The sequence below is a fragment of the Ruegeria sp. AWH4_226 genome, from assembly GCF_056159225.1.
Genome location: NZ_JBSWUU010000001.1, coordinates 2,174,510 through 2,195,982, shown reverse-complemented (window position 1 = coordinate 2,195,982; position 21,473 = coordinate 2,174,510). Strand labels below are relative to the sequence as shown.

The 21,473-nt window shown below is 58.2% G+C and carries 22 protein-coding genes; 6 read left to right on the top strand and 16 right to left on the bottom strand.

The genetic code is table 11. The features are described from left to right. The 9 genes from ACXAET_RS10795 to trpS form a co-directional block, all read right to left on the bottom strand. Positions 1-1,530 carry an ABC transporter ATP-binding protein gene (locus tag ACXAET_RS10795; protein WP_475184550.1) on the bottom strand — a complete coding sequence of 510 codons (1,530 nt, stop codon included), beginning with the start codon at positions 1,528-1,530 and terminating at the stop codon, positions 1-3. 85 nt (positions 1,531-1,615) lie between these two features. Continuing rightward, on the bottom strand, positions 1,616-2,614 hold the full coding sequence (locus tag ACXAET_RS10790; protein WP_475184548.1) for a BMP family lipoprotein: 999 nt from the start codon (positions 2,612-2,614) through the stop codon (positions 1,616-1,618). 159 nt (positions 2,615-2,773) lie between these two features. Continuing rightward, entirely contained in the window at positions 2,774-3,187 is a 414-nt protein-coding gene (locus ACXAET_RS10785; protein ID WP_475184541.1) for a GNAT family N-acetyltransferase, read from the bottom strand. Beyond that, positions 3,184-3,768, bottom strand: a complete 585-nt coding sequence (gene tsaB, locus ACXAET_RS10780; protein WP_475184537.1) for a tRNA (adenosine(37)-N6)-threonylcarbamoyltransferase complex dimerization subunit type 1 TsaB — start codon at positions 3,766-3,768, stop codon at positions 3,184-3,186. The genes ACXAET_RS10785 and tsaB overlap by 4 nt, the downstream gene beginning before the upstream one ends. Further along, positions 3,758-4,321: a NifU family protein gene (locus tag ACXAET_RS10775; protein ID WP_475184534.1), complete on the bottom strand. Its 564-nt coding sequence runs from the start codon at positions 4,319-4,321 to the stop codon at positions 3,758-3,760. The genes tsaB and ACXAET_RS10775 overlap by 11 nt, the downstream gene beginning before the upstream one ends. Before the next feature lie 69 nt (positions 4,322-4,390). Then, entirely contained in the window at positions 4,391-4,984 is a 594-nt protein-coding gene (locus ACXAET_RS10770; protein WP_475184531.1) for a DsbA family protein, read from the bottom strand. 8 nt (positions 4,985-4,992) lie between these two features. Continuing rightward, positions 4,993-5,448, bottom strand: a complete 456-nt coding sequence (locus tag ACXAET_RS10765; protein WP_068338174.1) for a universal stress protein — start codon at positions 5,446-5,448, stop codon at positions 4,993-4,995. Positions 5,449-5,513: 65 nt separating this feature from the next. Continuing rightward, positions 5,514-6,377, bottom strand: a complete 864-nt coding sequence (locus ACXAET_RS10760) for a branched-chain amino acid aminotransferase (RefSeq protein ID WP_475184524.1) — start codon at positions 6,375-6,377, stop codon at positions 5,514-5,516. A gap of 58 nt (positions 6,378-6,435) precedes the next feature. Further along, positions 6,436-7,464, bottom strand: a complete 1,029-nt coding sequence (gene trpS / locus ACXAET_RS10755) for a tryptophan--tRNA ligase (RefSeq protein WP_475184522.1) — start codon at positions 7,462-7,464, stop codon at positions 6,436-6,438. Positions 7,465-7,550: 86 nt separating this feature from the next. On the opposite strand from trpS, the gene ACXAET_RS10750 reads away from it, so the two are divergent. Beyond that, on the top strand, positions 7,551-8,237 hold the full coding sequence (locus tag ACXAET_RS10750; protein WP_068338180.1) for a rhomboid family intramembrane serine protease: 687 nt from the start codon (positions 7,551-7,553) through the stop codon (positions 8,235-8,237). Here ACXAET_RS10750 and murJ read toward each other — a convergent pair whose 3' ends face one another. Genes murJ through ACXAET_RS10735 form a run of 3 tightly spaced genes read right to left on the bottom strand, consistent with a single transcriptional unit; the run spans position 8,238 to position 13,727 of the window. Further along, entirely contained in the window at positions 8,238-9,779 is a 1,542-nt protein-coding gene (gene murJ, locus ACXAET_RS10745) for a murein biosynthesis integral membrane protein MurJ (RefSeq protein ID WP_475184521.1), read from the bottom strand. Continuing rightward, the gene (locus ACXAET_RS10740; RefSeq protein ID WP_475184517.1) at positions 9,776-12,595 is read right to left on the bottom strand and encodes a [protein-PII] uridylyltransferase; all 2,820 of its coding nucleotides are present in this window, start codon (positions 12,593-12,595) and stop codon (positions 9,776-9,778) included. The genes murJ and ACXAET_RS10740 overlap by 4 nt, the downstream gene beginning before the upstream one ends. Next, positions 12,555-13,727, bottom strand: coding sequence for a penicillin-binding protein activator (locus ACXAET_RS10735; protein WP_475184513.1), 1,173 nt, complete (start codon positions 13,725-13,727; stop codon positions 12,555-12,557). Before ACXAET_RS10735 ends, ACXAET_RS10740 begins: the two co-directional genes overlap by 41 nt. 86 nt (positions 13,728-13,813) lie before the next feature. Here ACXAET_RS10735 and rsmI point away from each other — a divergent pair, with 86 nt between their 5' ends. The 3 genes from rsmI to gshB all read left to right on the top strand — a co-directional run bounded on the left by rsmI (position 13,814) and on the right by gshB (position 16,038). After that, positions 13,814-14,671 carry a 16S rRNA (cytidine(1402)-2'-O)-methyltransferase gene (gene rsmI / locus ACXAET_RS10730; protein ID WP_475184508.1) on the top strand — a complete coding sequence of 286 codons (858 nt, stop codon included), beginning with the start codon at positions 13,814-13,816 and terminating at the stop codon, positions 14,669-14,671. Position 14,672: 1 nt separating this feature from the next. Beyond that, positions 14,673-15,044 carry a YraN family protein gene (locus tag ACXAET_RS10725; RefSeq protein ID WP_475184507.1) on the top strand — a complete coding sequence of 124 codons (372 nt, stop codon included), beginning with the start codon at positions 14,673-14,675 and terminating at the stop codon, positions 15,042-15,044. A gap of 61 nt (positions 15,045-15,105) precedes the next feature. Beyond that, positions 15,106-16,038, top strand: a complete 933-nt coding sequence (gene gshB / locus ACXAET_RS10720; protein WP_475184502.1) for a glutathione synthase — start codon at positions 15,106-15,108, stop codon at positions 16,036-16,038. Here the strand turns inward: gshB and ACXAET_RS10715 are convergent. Genes ACXAET_RS10715 through cobU form a run of 4 tightly spaced genes read right to left on the bottom strand, consistent with a single transcriptional unit; the run spans position 16,035 to position 19,657 of the window. Beyond that, the gene (locus ACXAET_RS10715; protein ID WP_475184499.1) at positions 16,035-17,549 is read right to left on the bottom strand and encodes a YifB family Mg chelatase-like AAA ATPase; all 1,515 of its coding nucleotides are present in this window, start codon (positions 17,547-17,549) and stop codon (positions 16,035-16,037) included. The genes gshB and ACXAET_RS10715 overlap by 4 nt on opposite strands. A gap of 45 nt (positions 17,550-17,594) precedes the next feature. Then, positions 17,595-18,479 (bottom strand): glutathione S-transferase, encoded by an 885-nt coding sequence (locus tag ACXAET_RS10710; protein ID WP_475184494.1) that lies wholly within the window; start codon positions 18,477-18,479, stop codon positions 17,595-17,597. Between the two features lie 57 nt (positions 18,480-18,536). Continuing rightward, positions 18,537-19,115: a histidine phosphatase family protein gene (locus ACXAET_RS10705; protein ID WP_475184490.1), complete on the bottom strand. Its 579-nt coding sequence runs from the start codon at positions 19,113-19,115 to the stop codon at positions 18,537-18,539. Continuing rightward, the gene (gene cobU / locus ACXAET_RS10700) at positions 19,112-19,657 is read right to left on the bottom strand and encodes a bifunctional adenosylcobinamide kinase/adenosylcobinamide-phosphate guanylyltransferase (RefSeq protein WP_475184487.1); all 546 of its coding nucleotides are present in this window, start codon (positions 19,655-19,657) and stop codon (positions 19,112-19,114) included. Before cobU ends, ACXAET_RS10705 begins: the two co-directional genes overlap by 4 nt. A gap of 76 nt (positions 19,658-19,733) precedes the next feature. On the opposite strand from cobU, the gene ACXAET_RS10695 reads away from it, so the two are divergent. Next, positions 19,734-20,612 (top strand): RNA polymerase factor sigma-32, encoded by an 879-nt coding sequence (locus tag ACXAET_RS10695; protein WP_475184483.1) that lies wholly within the window; start codon positions 19,734-19,736, stop codon positions 20,610-20,612. Then, positions 20,609-21,421 carry a ChaN family lipoprotein gene (locus ACXAET_RS10690; RefSeq protein ID WP_475184477.1) on the top strand — a complete coding sequence of 271 codons (813 nt, stop codon included), beginning with the start codon at positions 20,609-20,611 and terminating at the stop codon, positions 21,419-21,421. The genes ACXAET_RS10695 and ACXAET_RS10690 overlap by 4 nt, the downstream gene beginning before the upstream one ends. Positions 21,422-21,473 lie beyond the last annotated feature (52 nt).

The following is a 21,473-nucleotide window of genomic DNA, read 5'->3' as shown; positions in this document are numbered from 1 at the left end:
TTACGCGGCCTCTCCCGCAACACCGGCCATAAGCAGGCCCAGTTCTTTTTCATCCGTCTCATGGGGCAGGCGCTCGCCCATGATATGTCCGTCAAACATCACCGCGATCCGATCCGACAGCGAGAAGATCTCCTCCAGCTCGACCGAGACCAGCAGGATTGCCTTCCCCTGATCCCGCAGCGCGACGATTTGTTTGTGAATAAACTCGATCGCGCCGATATCCACGCCTCGGGTGGGCTGACCGACCAGCAGCAGGTCCGGGTTGCGCTCGATCTCACGTGCGACGACGATTTTCTGCTGGTTGCCGCCCGAAAAGTTTTTCGCGGTCAGCCAGGCATTGGGCGGGCGCACGTCAAACTTTTCAATCTTGCGTTCGGTATCTGCGCGCAGGGCGGCGTTGTCCATGAACAGACCGCGTTTATAAGCCGGGTCGCGGTGATAGCCGAACGCCACATTCTCCCACGCGTGGAAATCCATGATCAGACCCTCGCGTTGCCGGTCTTCGGGTACGTGAGCAACGCCTTGTGCCCGTCGGGCCTGACCGTCAGACCCATGCCCTGAAAGTGCCAGTGGCGTGCCGTTCAACCTGATCGTCCCCTGACCGGGGCGCATGCCGCCCAACACCTCAAGCAGCTCGGACTGACCATTGCCCGCGACGCCGGCGATGCCGACAATCTCGCCTGCGCGCACTGTCAGGTCGATTCCCTTGACGCGCTCAACACCCGCTTCGTCGACCACACGCAGGTTCTCAACCTCGAGAATGGGTTTCCCGGGTTGTGCCGGAACCTTGTCCACTTGCAACAGGACTTTCCGGCCCACCATCAGTTCAGCCAACTCCTGCGGGCTGGTTTCTGCAGTTTTCACGGTCGCCGTCATCTGACCACGTCGCATAACGGAAACGGTATCCGTGGCCTCCATGATCTCGCGCAGTTTGTGCGTGATCAGGATAATCGTCTTACCTTCTTCGCGCAGGCGATGAAGAATTCGGAAAAGCTGATCGGCCTCGGATGGTGTCAGAACTCCAGTGGGCTCATCAAGAATCAGAATTTCTGCCCTGCGATAAAGCGCTTTGAGGATTTCGACGCGCTGTTGCCGGCCCACGCCGATTTCATCAATGCGCTTGTCCGGATCTACGAACAGCTCGTATTCTTCTTCCAGGGCTTTCAGTTCCTTCCGCGCCTTTGCCAGCGACGGGGCGAGCATGCCGCCATCCTCGGCGCCCAGAACGATGTTTTCCAGTACGGTGAAATTCTCGACCAGTTTGAAATGCTGGAACACCATCCCGATGCCGGACGCGATTGCCGCCTGGCTGTCGGGGATGTCGGTCTTGGTGCCGTTGATCCAAATCTCACCTTTGTCGGCCTTGTAAAAGCCGTAGAGAATACTCATCAGCGTTGACTTGCCCGCGCCGTTTTCACCGATGATCCCATGAATGGTACCGGGGGCGACGCTGATGGAAATGTCCTTGTTGGCCTGGACTGGCCCAAAGGCTTTGGAAATCCCTTTGAGCTCAATGGCGGGGACTGTCATGTCTTGTCCTCAATAGCCGAAGGGCCGCGCCCATTGCGCGGCGAAGTGGATGCGAGGCGGAGGATCACCACCGCCCCGCGCGATATCAGAACTGCAGTGCCGGGCAGCTGTCGTTGTCGTAATAGCTGACCACCGTGATATTGCCATTGATGATGTCGCTGCGTGCGTCTGCAACAGCTGCGCTCATCTCTTCGGTGACCAGTTCAGCGTTGTTTTCGTCCATTGCGACACCAACGCCTTCCTCCGCCAGACCCATGGTGAATACGCCGGTTTGAACGTCTTCACCTGCCTTCATCGCGTCATAAACGGCAACGTCTACTCGCTTCAGCATCGAAGTCAGAACCTGGCCCGGGTGCAAATGGTTCTGGTTGCTGTCCACTCCGATCGACAGGATGCCTTCATCAGCAGCGGTTTGCAGGACACCAACGCCGGTACCACCAGCCGCAGCGTAGATCACGTCCGCGCCCTGGCTGATTTGTGCTTTTGTTAACTCAGACCCTTTGACGGGGTCATTCCAGGCTGCTGGGGTCGTGCCGGTCATATTTGCAATGATGTTCACATCCGGGTTCACAGCCTTGGCGCCCTGCGCATAGCCGCACCCAAAATGACGGATCAGGGGAATGTCCATCCCACCGATGAACCCAACGGTGCCAGATTCCGACGCCATCGCCGCCATCATCCCAACAAGGTATGAGCCTTCGTGTTCAGCAAAGCTGACCTGGCGGATATTCGGTGCATCCAGCCAGTTTACGTCAACGGCGACAAACTTAGTGTCCGGGTAGTCACCGGCAACCGCAGCCAATGGATCGGCCATCGCAAAACCCATGGTGATGATCGGGTTCGCACCCGCTTCGGCGAAGCGGCGCAGCGCTTGTTCCCGCTGGGCTTCGGATTGAAGTTCGATTTCGCGATAGGTTTGACCGGTTTGTTCCGCCCAACGTTGCGCGCCGTTATGTGCTGCTTCGTTGAACGATTTGTCGAACTTGCCGCCCAGGTCAAAGATCAGGGCTGGCTCGGCCAAACTTGCACCTGCGGTCAGCGCAACGGCGGCGGCTGCACCCATCAAGGATTTCATCAGGCTCATTTCATACTCCCGTTTGTTTTTGTTGATCGAGGCCACGATAGCCGCGATTACCCGCTGCGAGCGAGCACAATTGTTGTGATGGCGGGAATTAAGGCTGTTTGCAACCGGTGTGGTCAATAGAATTTTGACCATTTGGTCGAAAAAATTTCGAAATTGTGCTCAGGTGAAAGTGCGCGCCATAACGATGGCGTCGATTTTCATTGCATTTTCACGTAGGTAATACCCTGTGCGACGACCGCAGGGTTCGAATCCGCAACGTTTGTACAATGCGATAGCCGGATCATTGTCTGCGGCAACGTCCAGAAGGGCCCGCGATGCACCGAGTTGGGTGGCCTTCGCCTGCCAATCCTGCATGCAGCATAAGGCCAAGCCTTGGCGCTGATGGCGGGGGTGCGTGGCAATTGTCAGCAGTTCTGCTTCATCCGCGATGACCTGAAATACGGAAAAACAGTCTGCATTTCCAACCGCATGAGTGAAGCGATTTGCCAGAAGATCGCTGAATTCTTCGGCTGTCCATGGGCGAGACTGTGTGAAGGCCGCCGCGTGGGTGATCGCCATCTCTTGCGGGGTCATCCGTCCAGCAAAACCGGTGGCGTGTCTTTTGACGGGGCGGCATCCGCAGGCCGCAGATACAGTGGTGCCGGCGGTTCGGTCACTGTGGGCCATCTTTCACATGTCAGCCGCGCAATCGCGCGAACCTGCTGATCGGGCGAGTCGTTCAGGATCAAAGGCCCGAGTGATTCTGCCTTTTCCAAGGCCATCAGCGTCGGCTCTTGTCCAGGAATTGCGACATAGACCTGATCGCGCGGGGCGCGGATAGCGGGCAGTTCTTGCCCAATTTCGGCCAGCGCATCGAAGCCCGAAACTCCAACGGCTGGAATCCCAAGACCAAGCGCAAGCCCACGTGCGGCGGACACCGATATTCGGATGCCCGTGAAGTTGCCCGGTCCGATACCGATGCCGATAGCCGTGAGGTCGGACCATGTGTAGTCCGCGTCGGCCAGAAGTTCCTCAAGCAAAGGCATCAATCGTTCGGCTTGTCCGCGTGACATCGCCTCGGTTCGGGATGCGATTACTTCGTCACCCTGCAATAAAGCGGCCGCGCAATGCGCGGCCGATGTGTCAAACGCCAGAATGAGCGGATCAGACGGCAACAGGGCGCACCTCGGTCACTTCGGGAATGTAGTGACGCAACAGGTTCTCGATCCCCATCTTCAATGTAAGGGTCGAAGACGGACAGTTCGCGCAAGCCCCTTGCATGTGCAGATAAACAACGCCGCGGTCGAAGCCATGAAAGGTGATATCACCGCCATCCTGGGCCACGGCTGGCCGCACGCGGGTATCCAGCAGATCTTTGATCTGATTGACGACTTCGGCATCTTCACCCGAGTGTTCAGCGTGACCCGAATTGGGCGTCGCTTCGGAATCCATAACAGGTTGGCCAGATTGGTAATGTTCCATCACGGCGCCCAAGATAGCAGGTTTAATGTGATCCCACTGAACGCTGTCCGATTTGGTCACGGTTATGAAATCATTGCCAAAGAACACACCTGACACACCGTCCACCGTGAATATCCGTCGTGCCAGGGGCGATTTCTCGCTGGCTTCGGCCGAAGGGAAGTCCGCGGTGCCGGCCTCAAGCACCGTTTGACCGGGCAGGAATTTCAGCGTTGCGGGGTTCGGCGTGGATTCGGTTTGGATGAACATGACATGGCTCCGTTACAGATGTTCCTGATATGCGGGTCCGGGATTAGGAAGTCAAGATTTGGAACGATTCTAAATTTCAGCCGCAAGTTGAATTGCGCCATCCAGCCGGTCATCGCCCCAGAACAGCTCATCTCCAACGAAAAAGCTGGGGGCTCCGAAAACTCCCTTGGTCTGGGCCGTTTTCGTTTGCTCCATAAGGGCGGCCTTGATGGCGGGTTCCTGGCACTGATTCAGTGTTTCAGCGGCCAGGCCGACTTGCGACAGGCAGTCAATCAGCACCTCGTCGTCTGAAATGTTCCGACCTTCGGCAAATTCAGCAGTGTAAACAGCCCGGATAAACGCAGCTTTCTGAGGTTGGTCCTTGATCGCTAAAACCAGCCGCGCGGCCTTTAGCCCATTCTGGGGAAACGGATCGGGGCGGGTGAATGCCAGGCCTCGCTGTGCGGTTAACCGTTCCATATCACGCCACATGTATCGGCCTTTGTCCGGGTAGATATTGAACGGGGTATTGTCCAATCCCTGCGCCGCGAAAATTGGGCCAAGCAGGAAAGGGTGCCATTCAACAGCAACGCCGTGCTGCGTCGCAAGCTCTTCGATCCGCATCGCGCTCAGGTAAGAATAGGTCGAAGCGAATTCGAACCAGAACTGAATCTTGTTTGTCATGGTTTGTCTCAGGTTATTTCTTCCAGTTTTTCCTTGCTCAGATCACCGGGGACAATGGTGATCGGGATCGGCAGGCTGCCCGAGTTCTTGGTAAGCTGCGTGACAAGGGGACCTGGGCCTTTCTTGTCGACGCCAGCACCCAGAACCAGAACGCCGATCTCGGGGTCCGACCGCACATGCTCGATAATCTGGGCAACCGGTTCACCTTCGCGGATCGCAAGTTCAGGGTCGATATTCTGTTTGTCGCGCATCCACTTGGCGAATACTTCGTAGTGGGCATGGATACGCTCGCGCGCCTCTTCGCGCATCACCTCGGCCACTCCGATCCAATGGTTGAATTCATCTGGTGGGATAACGGACAGGATCGTCACACCGCCGCCAGTATGGGCCGCGCGCATCGCGGCGAAGCGCATCGCGTTCAGGCATTCACGACTGTCATCCAGAACAACCAGAAATTTGCGCATGAAGTGTCCTTGTTCATTTCCGGCGATCATGCCCGACCAAGTGCGGACTGGCAACTAAAGCGTGGTCAGCGGGTGCTCAGGGCCCAATCCCAGTACATTTCCCGCGCGCGGCGGGCGATCGGGCCGACTTGAAACTGCGTATCCTCAAGTGCTGTGACCGGTGTAATTTTGTTCATGTTGCCAGTCATGAAGACTTCGTCCGCCTTGTAAAAGTCATCAAATCCAAGGACCGATTCGTGCACCTTGACCCCGTCAGCGCGCAGGTTTTCGATGTGGCGCGCGCGGGTAATACCGGCCAAAAAAGTGCCGTTGGGGATGGGAGTGAAAACCTCTCCGTCACGGACCATAAAGATGTTGGCAGTTGCTGTTTCGGCCACATTCCCCATGGCGTCAGCCACCAGGGCATTCGTGAACCCCCTGCCGCGGACCTCTTTCAGCATGCGCGCGTTGTTGGGGTAGAGGCATCCAGCCTTGGCGTTGACCACAGCGGATTCCAGAACTGGGCGGCGGAACCGCGTGTATCCCAGTGTGACCGAGGCTGTCTCGGGCGCCATTGGAATTTCCTCAAGACAGATGGCAAAACCTGTACTGTCTTCCATTGGAACGATGGCCGTCGCGTCGCCGTCGATACCCCAGTACATTGGGCGGATGTAAACGGCTGCGTCGGGACTATAGGAAGCTAGCCCCTCCTTGGTGATCTCAACCATCTGCTCTGTCGTCACAAACGGTGTCAGCATCAGCGCCTCGGCCGAGCGGTTCACGCGCGCGCAATGCGCCTCAAGATCCGGGGCCATGCCGTCAAAATAGCGTGCACCGTCAAAGACTGATGATCCCAGCCAAGCGCCGTGATCGGCCGCGCGCATGATCGGGGCATCCCCATCGTGCCACTGACCTTCGAAATAGGTGCGGATATTCTTGCCGACTGCCATGACGCCCTCCCAAGCTTTTGCGCAACCTAGGAAGACGTCGCAGCAACGTCCAGCGCAATCATCTCTGTTTTGCGCCAACCATGCCTACGATATCGTAGGTCTGCCGCAAGATCGGGGCTGCAATTGCGCGGGCTTTATCCGCGCCTTTGGCCAGAATCCGGTCAATCTCGGCCTCTTCACCCATCAGGCGGGCCATTTCGGTTGAGATTGGCGACAGTTTTGCGACTGCCAGATCGGCCAGCATCGGCTTGAACTCACCGAACTGTTTTCCGCCGACCTCGGCCAGTACTTCTTCGGTGGTCTGATTGCTGAGGGCTGCGTAGATGTTCACCAGATTGCGGGCTTCGGGGCGTTCTGAAAGGCCGTCCACCTCAGATGGCAGGGCGTCCGGGTCGGTCTTGGCCTTGCGGATTTTCTTGGCGATGGTATCGGCATCGTCGGTCATATTGATCCGGCTCATATCTGACGGATCGGATTTCGACATTTTCTTTGATCCATCCCGCAGGCTCATGACGCGCGTCGCCGCGCCTTCGATCACGGGTTCGGTGATCGGGAAGAAATCAACGCCGAAATCGTTGTTGAACTTGATCGCGATGTCGCGGGTCAATTCAAGATGCTGTTTCTGGTCGTCGCCAACCGGCACATGGGTCGCGTGATAGACCAGAATGTCAGCCGCCATCAGCGACGGATAGGCAAGCAGGCCCAGCGAGGCGTTCTGCTGGTTCTTGCCCGCCTTGTCCTTCCACTGGGTCATCCGCTGCATCCAGCCCATGCGCGCGACACAGTTGAAAATCCACGCCAGTTGGGTGTGTTCGGGCACCTGGGACTGGTTGAACAGGATCGACTGTTCCGGGTCGATGCCGGCGGCGATGAAGCCTGCACACAGCTCGCGCGTGGAATGCGCCAGTTCCTTGGGGTCTTGCCAGACGGTGATCGCGTGAAGATCGACCATACAATAGACGGTCTCTTTCTCCGGTCCCTGCATATCCACAAAACGCTTGAGGGCACCAAGGTAGTTGCCAAGATGCAGGTTTCCCGACGGCTGGATGCCGGAAAACACGCGTGGTGTGAACTGGGTTTCGGTCATCGAAGGGAACTCCCGTCTGGAAAAATCAGCCCCCGTCGCTTACCCATGAGGTTAAGGGACGTCAACAGCCGTGAAAGGCCAGCCCAATGAGCAGTGAGCATTACACACCCGCCGTGAACCCTTTGCCGCCTGTCGTGGTGGCCTTGACCCTGTTTATCATGGGGGTGGAGCTGGCCTTTACTTTGGGTACGCGTGGATTGGTCGGCGGCCCCTCGGCAGTGGGGTGGCGGCTGGATGCGTTGCAAAGCTATTCTTTTTCACCCGATATCTTCTACTGGATGATCGAGAACGGGCGCTGGCCGATTGAGCATGTCATCCGTTTCGTGACCTATCCGTTTGTCTCGGGCAGCTTCACGCAGGCCATCTTTGTCTGTGTGTTCGTGCTGGCGATGGGCAAGATGGTGGCTGAGGTCTTTGGCGGAGCTCAGATGCTTGTGATCTTCGTTTTGTCAGGCGTCGGCGGAGCACTGGCCTACGCGCTTTTGCTAGACCCCAACTATCCGCTGGTCGGGGGGTTCCCGCCCGTGTACGGCCTGATCGGCGCGTTCACTTGGCTGCTGTGGCGCAAGCTATCGCTGGTCGGGGAAAATCAGTCGCGCGCGTTCAGCCTGATTGCAGTCCTGATGGGCATCCAACTGCTGTTCGGTTTGTTGTTTGGCGGCACGTCCGACTGGGTGGCCGATTTGGGTGGTTTTGCCACGGGGTTCTGCCTGTCTTTCTTTTTGGCACCCGGCGGTTGGGCACGGATCGTGCGGCGCATTCGCCGCGACTGATCACGACCGCCGCAACGCCTTCTTGAATTCAGACAGCTCAAAAGCACCAAGCAGGTGACCAAGGAAGAAATAGGCCGCTGCTGCAACCTTGATCGTAATGATCAGCGCCAGGTAACGCCATCCCGGTAGATCGAAGGTCCAGCCGAACAGGTGAATGCCTGCATAAAGGATGGCCCCCATGCCCAGCGACGCAGCAATGATGCGCCATGCCCGGTGTTTGAAGCGATCATCAAAGCGCGCCTCTTCACCCATACGCCGCGCTCCTAGGAACAACAGGCCAACCATCACCCAACCGGCAGCCGAGGCCGCTATGGCCGGGGCAATCCAGCCCACCAGTGGAAAAAGGCCGAAGGCCAGCACCGCATTCACGATCATCGCCACAACCGCATAGTGGAACGGTGTTCGCGTATCTTCACGCGCAAAATAAAGCGGTTGTAGTAGCTTTTGCAGCATGAATGCAGGCAAGCCGACACCATAGATCGCAACAGCCAGCGCTGTGGCCGTGGTATCCTGAGCGCTGAACTGCCCGCGCTCGAAGAGGACCGACACCAGCGGGCTGGGCAAGACCACAAAAGCCACCGTTGATGGTATCGTCAGCAACAGCGTGAACTCACCCGCACGTGAAAGCGCATTTCGGGCCCCGGCTTTGTCATCGGCCCGCAGGCGACGAGACAGATCAGGTAGCAGCACGATCCCGACGGCTATGCCCACCACGCCCAGAGGCAGTTGGTAAAGCCGGTCCGCCGCGAACAGCCAACTTACGGCCTTTTCGGTTTTTGAGGCCACAAGTTGCCCCACCACAAGATTGACCTGCGTTACCCCCATGGCCAGTGCGGCTGGAACGGCGATACGGACCATATGGCGCATTTCGGGGCTGAGTTTGGGAATGCCGGGGCGGATGCGATACCCTGCACGTTCGGTTGCCACCCAAACCAATGCCAGTTGCGCAACTCCGGCCAGCGGGATCACGGTAATCAGCCAACGGATTACCTCGCCGCCAGCGGCTGCTCCGGCGATGAGGGCGCTACAGGCGAATATGTTTAGCAGCACCGGCGCGGCGGCTGCGGCAGCAAAGCGACCAGTGGCGTTCAGAACGCCAGAAAACAGCGCTGCAAGCGACATGAACAGGATGTAGGGGAAGACCACGTACCCGTAGCCCACCGCCAGATCGAATCTTTCATCGCCATAAAACCCCTCGGCCGTTATCCAGACCAACCCGGGCATGAACACCATCGCCAACCCGACCAAAGCCAGAACGGCGATGGCAAGCAGGTTGAACGCGTCCTGCGCAAAGCCTTCGGCGTCTTCTTCCCCCTCCAGACGTTTTGAAAACATCGGTACAAAAGCTGCGTTGAACGCGCCTTCGGCAAAGAACCGGCGAAACATGTTGGGCAGGCGGAAAGCGGCGACAAAGGCGTCCATCACCGGACCTGGCCCGATATAGGCGGTCAGCAGGATTTCCCGTAGAAAGCCCAGTATCCGGCTGGCCAGGGTCCAGAAGCCGACCGTGAACAGGCCTGAAAACAGACGGATCTGCTTCATGAGGCCGCGCGCTCGGCGCCTTCGGTGATGGCTTTGCGCAGCTTATCCTCTAGCGTGCGCTGTTTGCTTTCCGAATAGTATTTCAGCCCGAACATATCCTTGACGTAGAACGTGTCCACCACCTGTTCGCCATAGGTCGCGATCACCGCGTTGGCGATATAGACATTGGCCGCCGCCAGCGTACGGGCCAGATCGTACAGCAGGCCGGGACGGTCGCGGGTGTCGACCTCGATAATCGTGTAGATCTCGGATCCGTCATTGTCGAAGGTGATGTGGGTCGGCACGTTGAAGGCGCGCTCGCGTTTCTTGATCTTGTCGCGCGACTTCAACGCATCCTGCGCGACGACCTCGCCCCTCAGCGTCTTGTGGATCATCTGGGTCAAGCGCGGCAGGCGGCTGGATTCAAATGGTCGGCCATCGGCATCCTGAATCCAGAACACATCGGTCACATAACCGTCCTTCGTGGTATAGCTGCGGGCGTCGACCACATTCGCCCCGACCAGTGCCAAGGCCCCGGCGATCCGCGCAAAAATGCCGGGGTGATCGCCCATCGCAAAGCAGGCCCGTGTCGCATCGCGGTCTTCGTCCGGGTGAAGACGGATTTCCATATCACCCGGGTCGCCGCTGATTTCCAGCGATCGCAACATCTCGGCAAATTCTACGTGGGTCGAGACGTTCAAACCCTGCCAATACGGCGCGTAATGCCGCGTGGTTTCAGCCTTGAGGTCAGACTTGGACCAGTCTGCAAGCTCGGCCCGCAGCGCCTTTTTCGCCACAGTGCCGCGATTGGCGCGGTTTAGGTCCTCCATCCCCGTTTCCAGGGCGCGCTTGGTTTCAGCGTGCAGCGCCCTCAGCAGGGTGGCCTTCCAGTTGTTCCAGGTATTCGGCCCCACGCCACGAATGTCGCAGACCGTCAGCACGGTCAACAGGTCCAGCCGCTTGACCGTCTGCACCGCCTTGGCAAAGTCCCGCACCGTGCGCGGGTCCGATATGTCGCGTTTTTGCGCCATGTCCGACATTAAAAGGTGATAGCGCACCAGCCATTCTACGGTTTCCGAATCCGATTTGTTCAGACCCAGCCGCGGGGCAACCTTGCGGGCGATCTGCGCACCAAGGATCGAGTGATCTTCGGCGCGGCCCTTGGCGATGTCATGCAGCAACAAGGCCACGTACAGAACCTTACGATTTACCCCGCCTTTCAGGATCGACGAGACCAGCGGCAGTGTCTCGACCAGCTCTCCGCGTTCGATCTGGGCAAGGTTGACGATACACTGAATGATATGCTCATCCACGGTATAGCTGTGATACATGTTGAACTGCATCATCGCCACGATAGGCTCAAATTCTGGCAGAAAGGCCGACAAGACACCTAACTCGTTCATCCGCCGCAAGGCGCGTTCGGGGTTGCCGTGCTTGAGCATCAGATCAAGAAAGATGCGCCTCGCCTCTTTGTTTTCGCGCATTTCCTCGTCAATCAGGTTCAGGTTCGCGCTGACAAGCCGCATCGCATCCGGGTGTATCAGCATTCCTGTGCGCAAGCCTTCTTCGAACAGGCGCAGCAGGTTCAGCTTGTCCGACAGGAATGTCTCGGGGTCGGCTACATCCAGACGTCCATGCACCACCTTGTAGCCCGCCTTGATCCGACGGCGGCGGCGAAAAATACGCTCAAGCAAAGCTTCGCCCTTCAGATGCGAGGCTTCAAGTTTGGTCAGAAAAATCCGGGTCAGATCGCCGACATAGGTTGCCTCGCGGAAATAGCGTTGCATGAACACTTCAACAGCGCGGCGTCCGGCCCTATCTTCGTAGCCCATCCTTTTTGCGACCTCGACCTGTTGGTCAAAGGTCAACTGTTCTGTGGCGCGCCCCGTGACCAGATGCAGATGCGATCGCACGGCCCAAAGGAATTCTTCAGCCTGAACAAATGTTCTGAACTCTTCAGGCGTGAACAGGCCCAACGGCACCAATTCGGCCACATCCTGAACCCCGTAAATATACTTGGCAATCCAATACAAGGATTGCAGGTCTCGCAATCCGCCTTTGCCCTCTTTTACGTTGGGCTCGACCACATAGCGTTGGCCCTGCTTTACATGACGTTCGTCGCGTTCCTTCAGTTTGGCTTCGATAAACTGACGCTCGGTGCCCTTGAACAAATCGGATTTCAAGCGTTTTTCCAAATCCGCCGCAAGCTTGGTGTCACCGGCCAGGTAACGCTGCTCCAACATGGCCGTTCGGATCGTGAAATCATCGGCCCCAAGACGCAGACAGTCTTTAATCGTGCGCGACGAATGGCCAACCTTCAGCCGCAAATCCCACAAGATGTAAAGCATGGACTCGATCACGCTTTCGGCCCATGCCGTGATTTTGTAGGGCGTCAGAAACAGCAGGTCTACGTCGGATGAGGGCGCCATCTCGCCGCGCCCATAACCGCCCACCGCCAACACAGCGATCTTTTCGCCCTGCGTGGGTGTGGCCAGGGGGTGCAAATCCTCGCTTGAAACTTTCATGGCGGTACAGACCAGCCCGTCGGTCAGATAAGTGTAGGAGCGGGTCAGTGGCCGCGCATCAAACGGGCGCTTTGCAAAAGCATCGGCTATCGCCTGACGCCCGGCTTTCTGGGCGTCACGTAGAATTCGCACAGTTTCGTGCCGCCGCGCGGCATTATCCGAGATTTTTTCGAAAACCTCCGACAGCCGTGCCAGTACGGCGTCGCTGTCGAAAATTTCATCGGCCGGACAGATCAACTCACCCCTTGGGGCAAGTGTCAGAGCCGGTAGATCAGAAACCGGCACCGGAGAAGCTTTGTGGGGCAGGGTCAATCACTACTACCTGTTTATTCTGGATCGTGGCGACAGCCAGACCGCGTTCATTGGTACCGTTCGGCCGCAGGCGGAATATACCGCCGACACCCTGGAAACCGGCGTTTTGTGTCAGCGCCGAAGCGGTGAGCGCGTTGGACCTTCCTTGACTGACCAGGGCAGCGATTGCAGCAATGCCATCATAGGCCAAACCGCTGATCGGGTGCGGGGCTTCGCCATAGGTATTGTTATACCGCTGCCGATATGCCTGTGCTTTGGATGGGTCTGGCAGCGCGAACCAGCCACCTTGTACACCCGGCAGGTCCAATGTTTGTGGCGGGATATCCCAGCGCGTTAGACCGATAAACTGTGTGTTCGCCGGTGAAACGCCTGCTTCGGGCAGCAACTGCGTAAAAAGCGGCAACGCGCCGGCAGTGGTCGCTGTCAGAAACAAAGAGTCCGCACCAGACGCATCTACGGTTGCTTTGACTGACGGGACAGAGTTGATGACACCCTGCTGAGAACGGTCATAACCCACCGAACCCGCATTGTTCACGCGGCTGCCACCAAGTGCATTGGCGATGGCGGCTTGACCCAACCGCCCGGCAGCATCGTTGCTATGAACGATGACCATGTTCGATTTGCCTTGCGATCCGGCAAAACTGACAAGACGGTTGGCTGTATTGTCGAAAGTTGGCCCCAGCACGAAAACATTGCCGCCTGCAATGCTGGTGTTGTTGGAAAAGGACAATACATTCACGTTGTTGCTCAGCGCTGCAATGCCTGCAGAATTTGCAGCCTGCGCATAGACGGGCCCGAGTATGATCTTCGCGCCGTCAGCCACCGCTTGCTGCGCAACCGCGGCCGCCGTATTTGAGCTGCCCCGTGTGTCATAAACGCGCAAATCTATCTGAACATTCGGCAGATCCGAGATAGCAAGCCGAGCCGCGTTTTCCAGGCTGCGCGCCAAAGCTGCGTCACCGGCCTGCCCTGATCCCGCAGGGACCAACAAGGCAACAGGCACGGGGTCGGAGGTATCGATCGAAGGCCCGCCGCCAATGGTGCTTACGTCGCAAGCGGCCAAAAATGCGGCGGTTGCCAGAACGGCGGCTGTATGCGCCAGTTTGCGAACGGGCTTGCAAAGGCTAAACATCTGAATGAAAACTCCCTGTCCGGGCGGCTAGGGGACCGCCACTCTGTTGCTCGGGATAATAAACGTCACGCTGTGAGGGTCCAGCTTTGAATTTCCAAAAAGTCAGTTTGGGCGCCGGCCTGTATTTTGTTGCCACGCCAATCGGGGCTGCGCGCGATATCACGCTTAGGGCGCTGGACGTGCTGGCGTCGGCTGACGTTATTGCGGCCGAAGATACGCGCAGCCTGCGACGTTTGATGGAAATTCATGGAATCCCGCTCGAAGGTCGGCGCATTCAGGCATACCACGACCACAGTGGTGCCGCCGCGCGCGGAAAGGTTCTGGATGCGCTCGCGGAAGGAAAGTCGGTTGCCTATGCATCGGAGGCCGGGATGCCGTTGATTGCCGATCCCGGCTATGATCTGGGGCGACAGGCCGCCGAGGCCGGGCATCTTGTAACCTGCGCACCGGGACCGTCCGCCGCCTTGATGGCACTGACGCTTGCAGGATTGCCAACGGACGCGTTCTTTTTTGCCGGTTTTCTGCCAAACGCCTCTGGCGCGCGACGAACTCGCATCGAAGCCTTGCGCGACGTACCGGGAACCCTTGTGTTCTACGAATCGCCCAAGCGCGTGGCGGCCTGCCTTTCGGACCTGGCCGAGGTGCTGGGTGAAGACCGCAGCGCCGCCATGTGCCGCGAATTAACCAAGAAATTCGAAGAAGTCCGGCGCGGCACTTTGGGCCAATTGGCGTCTGAGCTGCACGGTCAGACACTCAAAGGCGAGATTGTGTTGCTTGTGGATCGCGGACATTCGGACTCTGTTAACGAATCCGACGTAGAAGAAGCTCTGAAACGGGCCCTAGAAACCCACTCGGTCAGGGATGCGGCGGATTTGGTTTCTCAGATGTTCAAACTGCCTCGACGACCGATTTATCAAAAGGCCCTGAAGCTCGGGAAGAGATAACATGACAGCGCGATCCGTCCGAAGCTCGGTCTCTTACCACGCTGGGCAAGCGGCAGAGCTGCGGGTTGCAGCCGACTACGAACGCCGCGGCTTTTCCATCGCGCATCGACGCTGGCGTGGCGCGGGTGGCGAAATTGACCTGATCGCACGCGACGGCGAAGACCTGGTGTTCATCGAGGTCAAGAAAAGCACCAGGTTCGACATGGCGGCCGCCCGGATCAGCCAGCGTCAGATCAATCGCATCTGTGCCTCGGCCGCTGCGTTTTTGGGCAGCGAACCGCGTGGTCAACTGACAAATGTTCGGTTTGATGTGGCTTTGGTGGATGGCAGCGGCGTCGTTCAAATTATCGAAAACGCGTTCGGTACCGCGTGATCCCCATTGAACCCCCGGTCGCGCTGGGCCATGTAACGGGCGAGAAACTGAGGGACACGCCATGAAAATCGCCTTTCAGATGGACCCGATCGGGGCCGTGGATATCAACGCAGACAGCTCTTTCCGTCTGGCCGAAGAGGCACAGGCCCGCGGGCATACCCTCTTTTTCTACAGCCCGGATCACCTCGCCTATCAGGAAGGACGGATTACCGCGCGCGGCCACGACATGAAGGTCCAGCGCGTTGCTGGCAATCCAGCCGTGCTCGGGTCTGAACGTGAAGTTGATCTGGCGGACTTTGATGTGATCTGGCTGCGCCAGGATCCTCCGTTCGATATGCACTACATCACGTCGACCCACATTCTGGATCGCCTCAAGGGGCAGACGCTGGTGGTCAATGATCCGTTCTGGGTGCGGAACTACCCTGAAAAACTGTTGGTTCTGGACTTCCCTGAATTGACCCCGCCGACAACGATTGCGCGCGACCTTCAGACGATCAAAGCGTTCAAGGAAAAGCACGGTGACGTCATTCTGAAGCCGCTTTATGGCAACGGCGGCGCAGGTGTGTTCCGGCTTGACGCAAACGATCGCAACCTGACCTCGCTGCACGAGCTGTTTACAGGTTTCTCGCGCGAGCCCTTGATCGTGCAGAAATTCCTGCCTGATGTCAGCAACGGCGACAAGCGCGTAATCCTTGTGGATGGCGAAGCTGTCGGTGCAATCAACCGGGTTCCGGCGGCGGGTGAGACTCGTTCGAACATGCATGTGGGTGGCCGCCCGGAAAAGATTGGCCTGTCAGAGCGCGATCAGGAGATATGTGCCGCAATTGGCCCCCTTTTGAAGGAAAAAGGGCAGATTTTCGTGGGAATCGATGTTATCGGCGACTATCTGACCGAGATTAATGTGACCTCGCCAACCGGCATTCAGGAACTTGAACGGTTTGACGGCGTCAACATTGCTGAAAAGATATGGCAGGCGATTGAGGCCAAAGTCTAAGACGCGATCTTGGCGCTGATACGAAAGCTCAGCGCCTCTGCGACATGCGGTCGTTTAACATCCCTTTCGCCGTCCAGATCAGCGATTGTGCGCGCGACCCGCAGGATGCGATGAAAGGCGCGGGCTGACAGGCCAAAACGCTCGGCAGCTTTCAACAACAGCTCTTTCCCCTCTGCGTCCGGGGCGGCGATTTCCTCGAGAACGTTGCCCTCGACATCCGCGTTTTGGCGGGTTGCGGGCGTTTCCCGAAAACGGTCGGCCTGAATTGACCGTGCCTGTTCAACACGTGCTGCAACAGTGGCTGAACTGTCGCCAGAGGGCGGCAGATCGAGGTCAGTAAACCCGACTGGCGGGACCTCAATCCGCAGATCGAACCGATCCATCAGCGGGCCGGAGATCCGGCCAAGGTAGTCTTCGCCGCAGACCGGTGCGCGGGAGCAGGCGCGCCCGGGATCGGTCAGATACCCGCATTTGCAGGGGTTGGCCGCAGCTACCAGCATGAACCGGCAGGGATATTTCACATGGGCGTTGGCGCGGGCCACCATGACCTCGCCGGTTTCGATAGGTTGGCGCAGGGTTTCCAGCACCGTGCGGGGGAACTCTGGAAACTCGTCCATGAACAACACGCCATTATGAGCCAGCGAAATCTCACCCGGCTTTGCACCCTTGCCGCCGCCGACAATGGCAGCCATCGACGCGGTATGGTGTGGTTCCCTGAACGGGCGGCTGCGGCTGATACCGCCTTCATCCAGCAGCCCACAAAGGGATTGTATCATCGAGGTTTCCAGCGCCTCGACCGGGGTAAGCGGCGGCAGAATACCGGGCAGTCGCGCAGCCAGCATGGATTTGCCGGACCCTGGTGTGCCGATCATGATCAGGTGGTGGCGCCCGGCGGCGGCAATTTCGAGGGCGCGCTTGGCCCGTTCTTGGCCTTTTACATCGCGCAGGTCCCGGGTGCTGGGCGCAAGGCTAACCTCTCCGGGTTTGGCTACAGGCAAAGGCGACTGGCCCGAGAAATGGCGCACGACATCGCCAAGAGACTCTGCACCGATCACCTGAGTGGCATCCACCCAAGCAGCTTCGGCGCTTGACGCGCGCGGGCAAAGCAGGCTGCGATCCTCGGTCGCGGCAGTCATGGCCGCGGGCAGCGCCCCGAGGACGGGCACCAGTGAGCCATCCAATGACAATTCGCCCAGCGATACCGTACCTTCGGCGGCGTCGGCAGGAATGATTTCAAGCGCCGACAACAAGGCCACGGCGATGGGTAGATCGAAATGGCTCCCTTCTTTTGGCAGATCGGCAGGTGAGAGGTTTATAGTGATCCGCTTTGAGGGCAGCGCAATGGCCATCGAACTGAGCGCACTGCGGACCCTGTCGCGCGCCTCGGACACCGCCTTGTCGGGTAGGCCGACGATGGAAAACGCCGGCAAGCCCGGTGAGACGGCGCATTGCACCTCGACCGGGCGGGCATCGACACCTTGGAAAGCGACAGTGTGGGAGCGGGTGACCATGAACGACCTTTTTGGTTAACAGGTCGTTGCTGCCATGATCGCGGTTTAAGAATGGTTAATGCGGTTGATCATTGATGCGAATTTTGGCCAGGCGCCGTGGTCAGCAACGGTTTTGTCCCGGCAGAACCGGTTGCAAAAGCCCCAGCGTTGGCCGTCCAATTCAAGTACATGAGTGATCGGCTTGCCCGAATAGGGGCATGTGTCGTTGACGGAATCTGTCCCCTCGACTGGGCGTGCATCCGACTGATCGCCTATTGGCCACGCCCGTGACGGCAAATCCAATGCATAAGGAACGGGGTCATAAGCAACCGTCAGACCCATGGCACGCCATTGCCGTACCGAGATGTCTGACAACAGCTCTAGGCAGTACGCGCGGTTTGCTTCTGAAACCGGCAGGCCGTACCCGATGATCCGGGCGGCTACCGGTGTATAGAAAACATCGGCCAAGGAATAGCTGCCGAGCAGAGGACCGGTTTCCGCGCCCGATACGGTGCGGGCGTGGGACCACAGGGTTTCGATCCGCTTCAAATCCGCCAACGTCTCAGAGGATGGCTGAAAACCCTGCCAACACTGCATAAATTGCATTGGGCATTCTCCGCGCAAGGCGTTAAACCCGGCAACCATCTCGGCGCAAAGCCACCGCGCGGTTGCTCGGGCAGCAGGGTCCTTGGGCCACAACCCGGCCTCGGGGTGCCGTTCTGCCAGTGTTTCCGCCATGGCGAGGCTTTCGCCCACGACTGTGCCATCCGGCAAACGCAATGCTGGCACAAGACGGGCCGGGGCAAGGGGTTTCATGTCCTCTGCCATGGTGCCTGAATACAAGCCAATCATGTGGCTTCGGTAGGGCAGGCTAAACTTTTCCAGCATCAACCAGCCGCGCATGGACCAGCTTGAAAACAGGCGGTCGCCGATAAACAGATCATTAGTCATACCTGACGATGGCGCGGTCTGACCCTTCCGTAAATCAGTTATTTGTGCGGGCTGTGATCACGGGCAGTGATTGATCCGGCCCACTGACCAGCGATCGCCGTGATGGGTTATGTCTGTAACGGAAAGGTTGTCGATGCGGTGGCCAAACACCTCTTGCGCTTCGATGCCAAGGGCCCGCTGAACCTGTGTCAGGATGACACCGAAATGGGCCACGATAACCAGGTCGCGTCCGGAGTGGTCTACTATCAGCCGGTCTATCACGGCATCGACCCTCGCCCGAACCTCATTCCAGGTTTCACCGTTCGGGGGGCGAACGTCGCCCGGATTGTCCCAATAGGCAAAGGCAAGATCGGGGTCTTCTGCTTCGATGTCTTTGAACCCGCGTAGCTCCCACGTGCCAAAATGAATCTCTCGCAAGTCGGGATGATGCGGTAGCCTTTGCCGCTGGCCCTGAATGGCCGAGGCGGTGTCGGCAGCGCGTGAAAGGTCGGACGATATGACCAGCGCCTCAGCCGGCAAGTGCCCATGCAGCCGGGCGATGGCCGCATGATCGCTCAGGTCCGCAGGCAAGTCGGACCATCCAACCATTGATTTAGCGTGGGTTGGGCCGTGACGAACAAGGTGCAGACGCGTCATGGCAAATGCCCTTTCAGGACCAACGGCAACCCGGCAGTCACCTGAACAACCAGATCCGCCTGCGCCGCCAAAGCGATGTTGAGCCGGCCCTGGGCCTCGCGGAACTGACGGGCCAGCGCGTTGTCCGGAACAATGCCGTGCCCGACTTCGTTTGAGACGATCACCACCGGAGCGTGGCAAGCCCTGAGGTCGTGCAGTAGTTTCTTCTGCGCCTGTCCCAGATCGTTTTCGGCAAGCAGATGATTGGTCAGCCACATGGTTCCGCAATCGATCAGGCAGATATCGTTCGCGGTCAATTCACCCAGTGCGGGTTCCAGATCAAAGGGTGCCTCAATGGTCGTCCAACCATCCCCACGCTGCGCGATATGGCGTTGAACCTTGTTGCGCATCTCATCATCAAACACTTGTGATGTGGCAATGTACGAACGCTTTTTTCCCGAAGATACAACAAGTTGTTCGGCATATGACGACTTTCCCGAGGCCGCGCCACCCAGCACAAAGGTCAAATCAGGATACACTGCATAGCCTTTCTGGTGATCCACCCGGTCGTTTTCTGCGTACCTATTTCAAGTCGGTAAAACAAGCCCGGCTCGCGCCTGTAAACAAGGAGAGATTTCAATGGCACTCGACAATGCGAACGATTTCTCGATGTCCCGGCAAGCGATGAAGGCCGAACTGCTGGACGCAGAGACCGAATTGAAACTTGCATATGCGTGGCGAGATGATCGCGACGAACAAGCGTTGCATCGTTTAATCACCGCTTACATGCGGCTAGCTATTTCCATGGCGGCGAAGTTCAAGCGCTATGGCGCACCCATGAACGACCTGATCCAAGAGGCAGGGCTGGGTCTTATGAAAGCTGCCGACAAATTCGATCCGGACCGCGGCGTGCGTTTTTCCACCTATGCCGTTTGGTGGATCAAGGCGAGCATTCAGGACTACGTGATGCGCAACTGGTCGATGGTGCGGACAGGGTCGACCTCGTCTCAAAAATCGCTCTTTTTCAACATGCGCAGGGTTCAGGCACGGCTTGAGCGCGAAGCAGCCACCGAAGGCACGGAACTGGACCGGCACCAGTTGCACCAGATGATAGCAACCGAAATTGGCGTGCCGTTGCGGGATGTCGAGATGATGGAAGGGCGGTTGTCCGGCTCTGATTTCTCGCTGAATGCCGTTCAATCCACGGACGAGGATGGGCGTGAGTGGATTGACGCCCTTGAAGATGATCGGGAGCAAGCCGCCGAGACTGTGGAAAACAGCCACGACACGGAACAGTTGCGTGAATGGTTGGTGACGGCCATGCAGGCGCTGAATGACCGCGAACGGTTTATCGTGCGCGAACGCAAGCTGCGTGAGCCAGCGCGGACGCTGGAGAGCCTGGGTCAGGAACTTGGCTTGTCCAAGGAACGGGTCCGTCAGCTTGAGGCCGCGGCCTTTGTGAAAATGCGAAAGAACCTTGAAGCTCAATCGCGCGAGGTGCAACACTTCATCGCATGAAACGATTTGCGATTCTGCTGTGTGCGCTTGTGGTTATGGCCAAAACTGGCCATGCCGACCTCATTCCAAATGACATCCTGAACGCGATGAAATCATCGGATGTGGTTATCTTGGGTGAAATCCACGATAACCCGCAGCACCACATAGTTCAGGCCGAAGCATTGAAAGCCATCATGCCATCGGCGGTCGTATGGGAAATGGTGACCGAGGAAGGTGCGCAGCGTCTTGCGAACAAGGCGGTGTCCGACCCCGAGGAGCTTGCGCGCATATTGAAATGGATCGAGTCCGGCTGGCCGCCGCTCAGCATGTATTACCCGGTTTTTCAGGCGTCAGATGCACCGATATATGGCGCGATGGTGCCACGTGCTGCAGCGCGGGCAGCTATGGACCGTGGCGCGGCGACCGCTTTGGGTGCAGATGCCGCGCGGTTTGGTTTGACCATCCCGCTTCCGCCTGCTGAACAGGCCGCGCGTGAGGCAGATCAGCTGGCCGCGCATTGCGACGCAATTCCGGAAAGCGCGCTGCCGCAAATGGTGGCGATTCAGCGTTTGCGGGATGCCGTGCTGGCGCGGGCTGTCCTGCGGGCTTCGGATGAAACCGGCGGGCCGATTGCGGTGATTACGGGCAATGGGCATGCGCGTAAGGATCGCGGCATCCCAACTTACCTGTCCCGCCTGCGTCCGGGATTGAAGGTGTTTGTGCTGGGCCAGTCCGAGGATGGAGTTATCGAGGGTGAATTCGACGCGGTGCTTGATAGTCCGGTAGTCGAACGGGAAGACCCTTGTCTTGCGTTTCAGCAGCAGAATTAACCGCTGGAACTGTCCGGCCCGCTTGCCTAATGTCAGGGCCGAGCTGGACGGG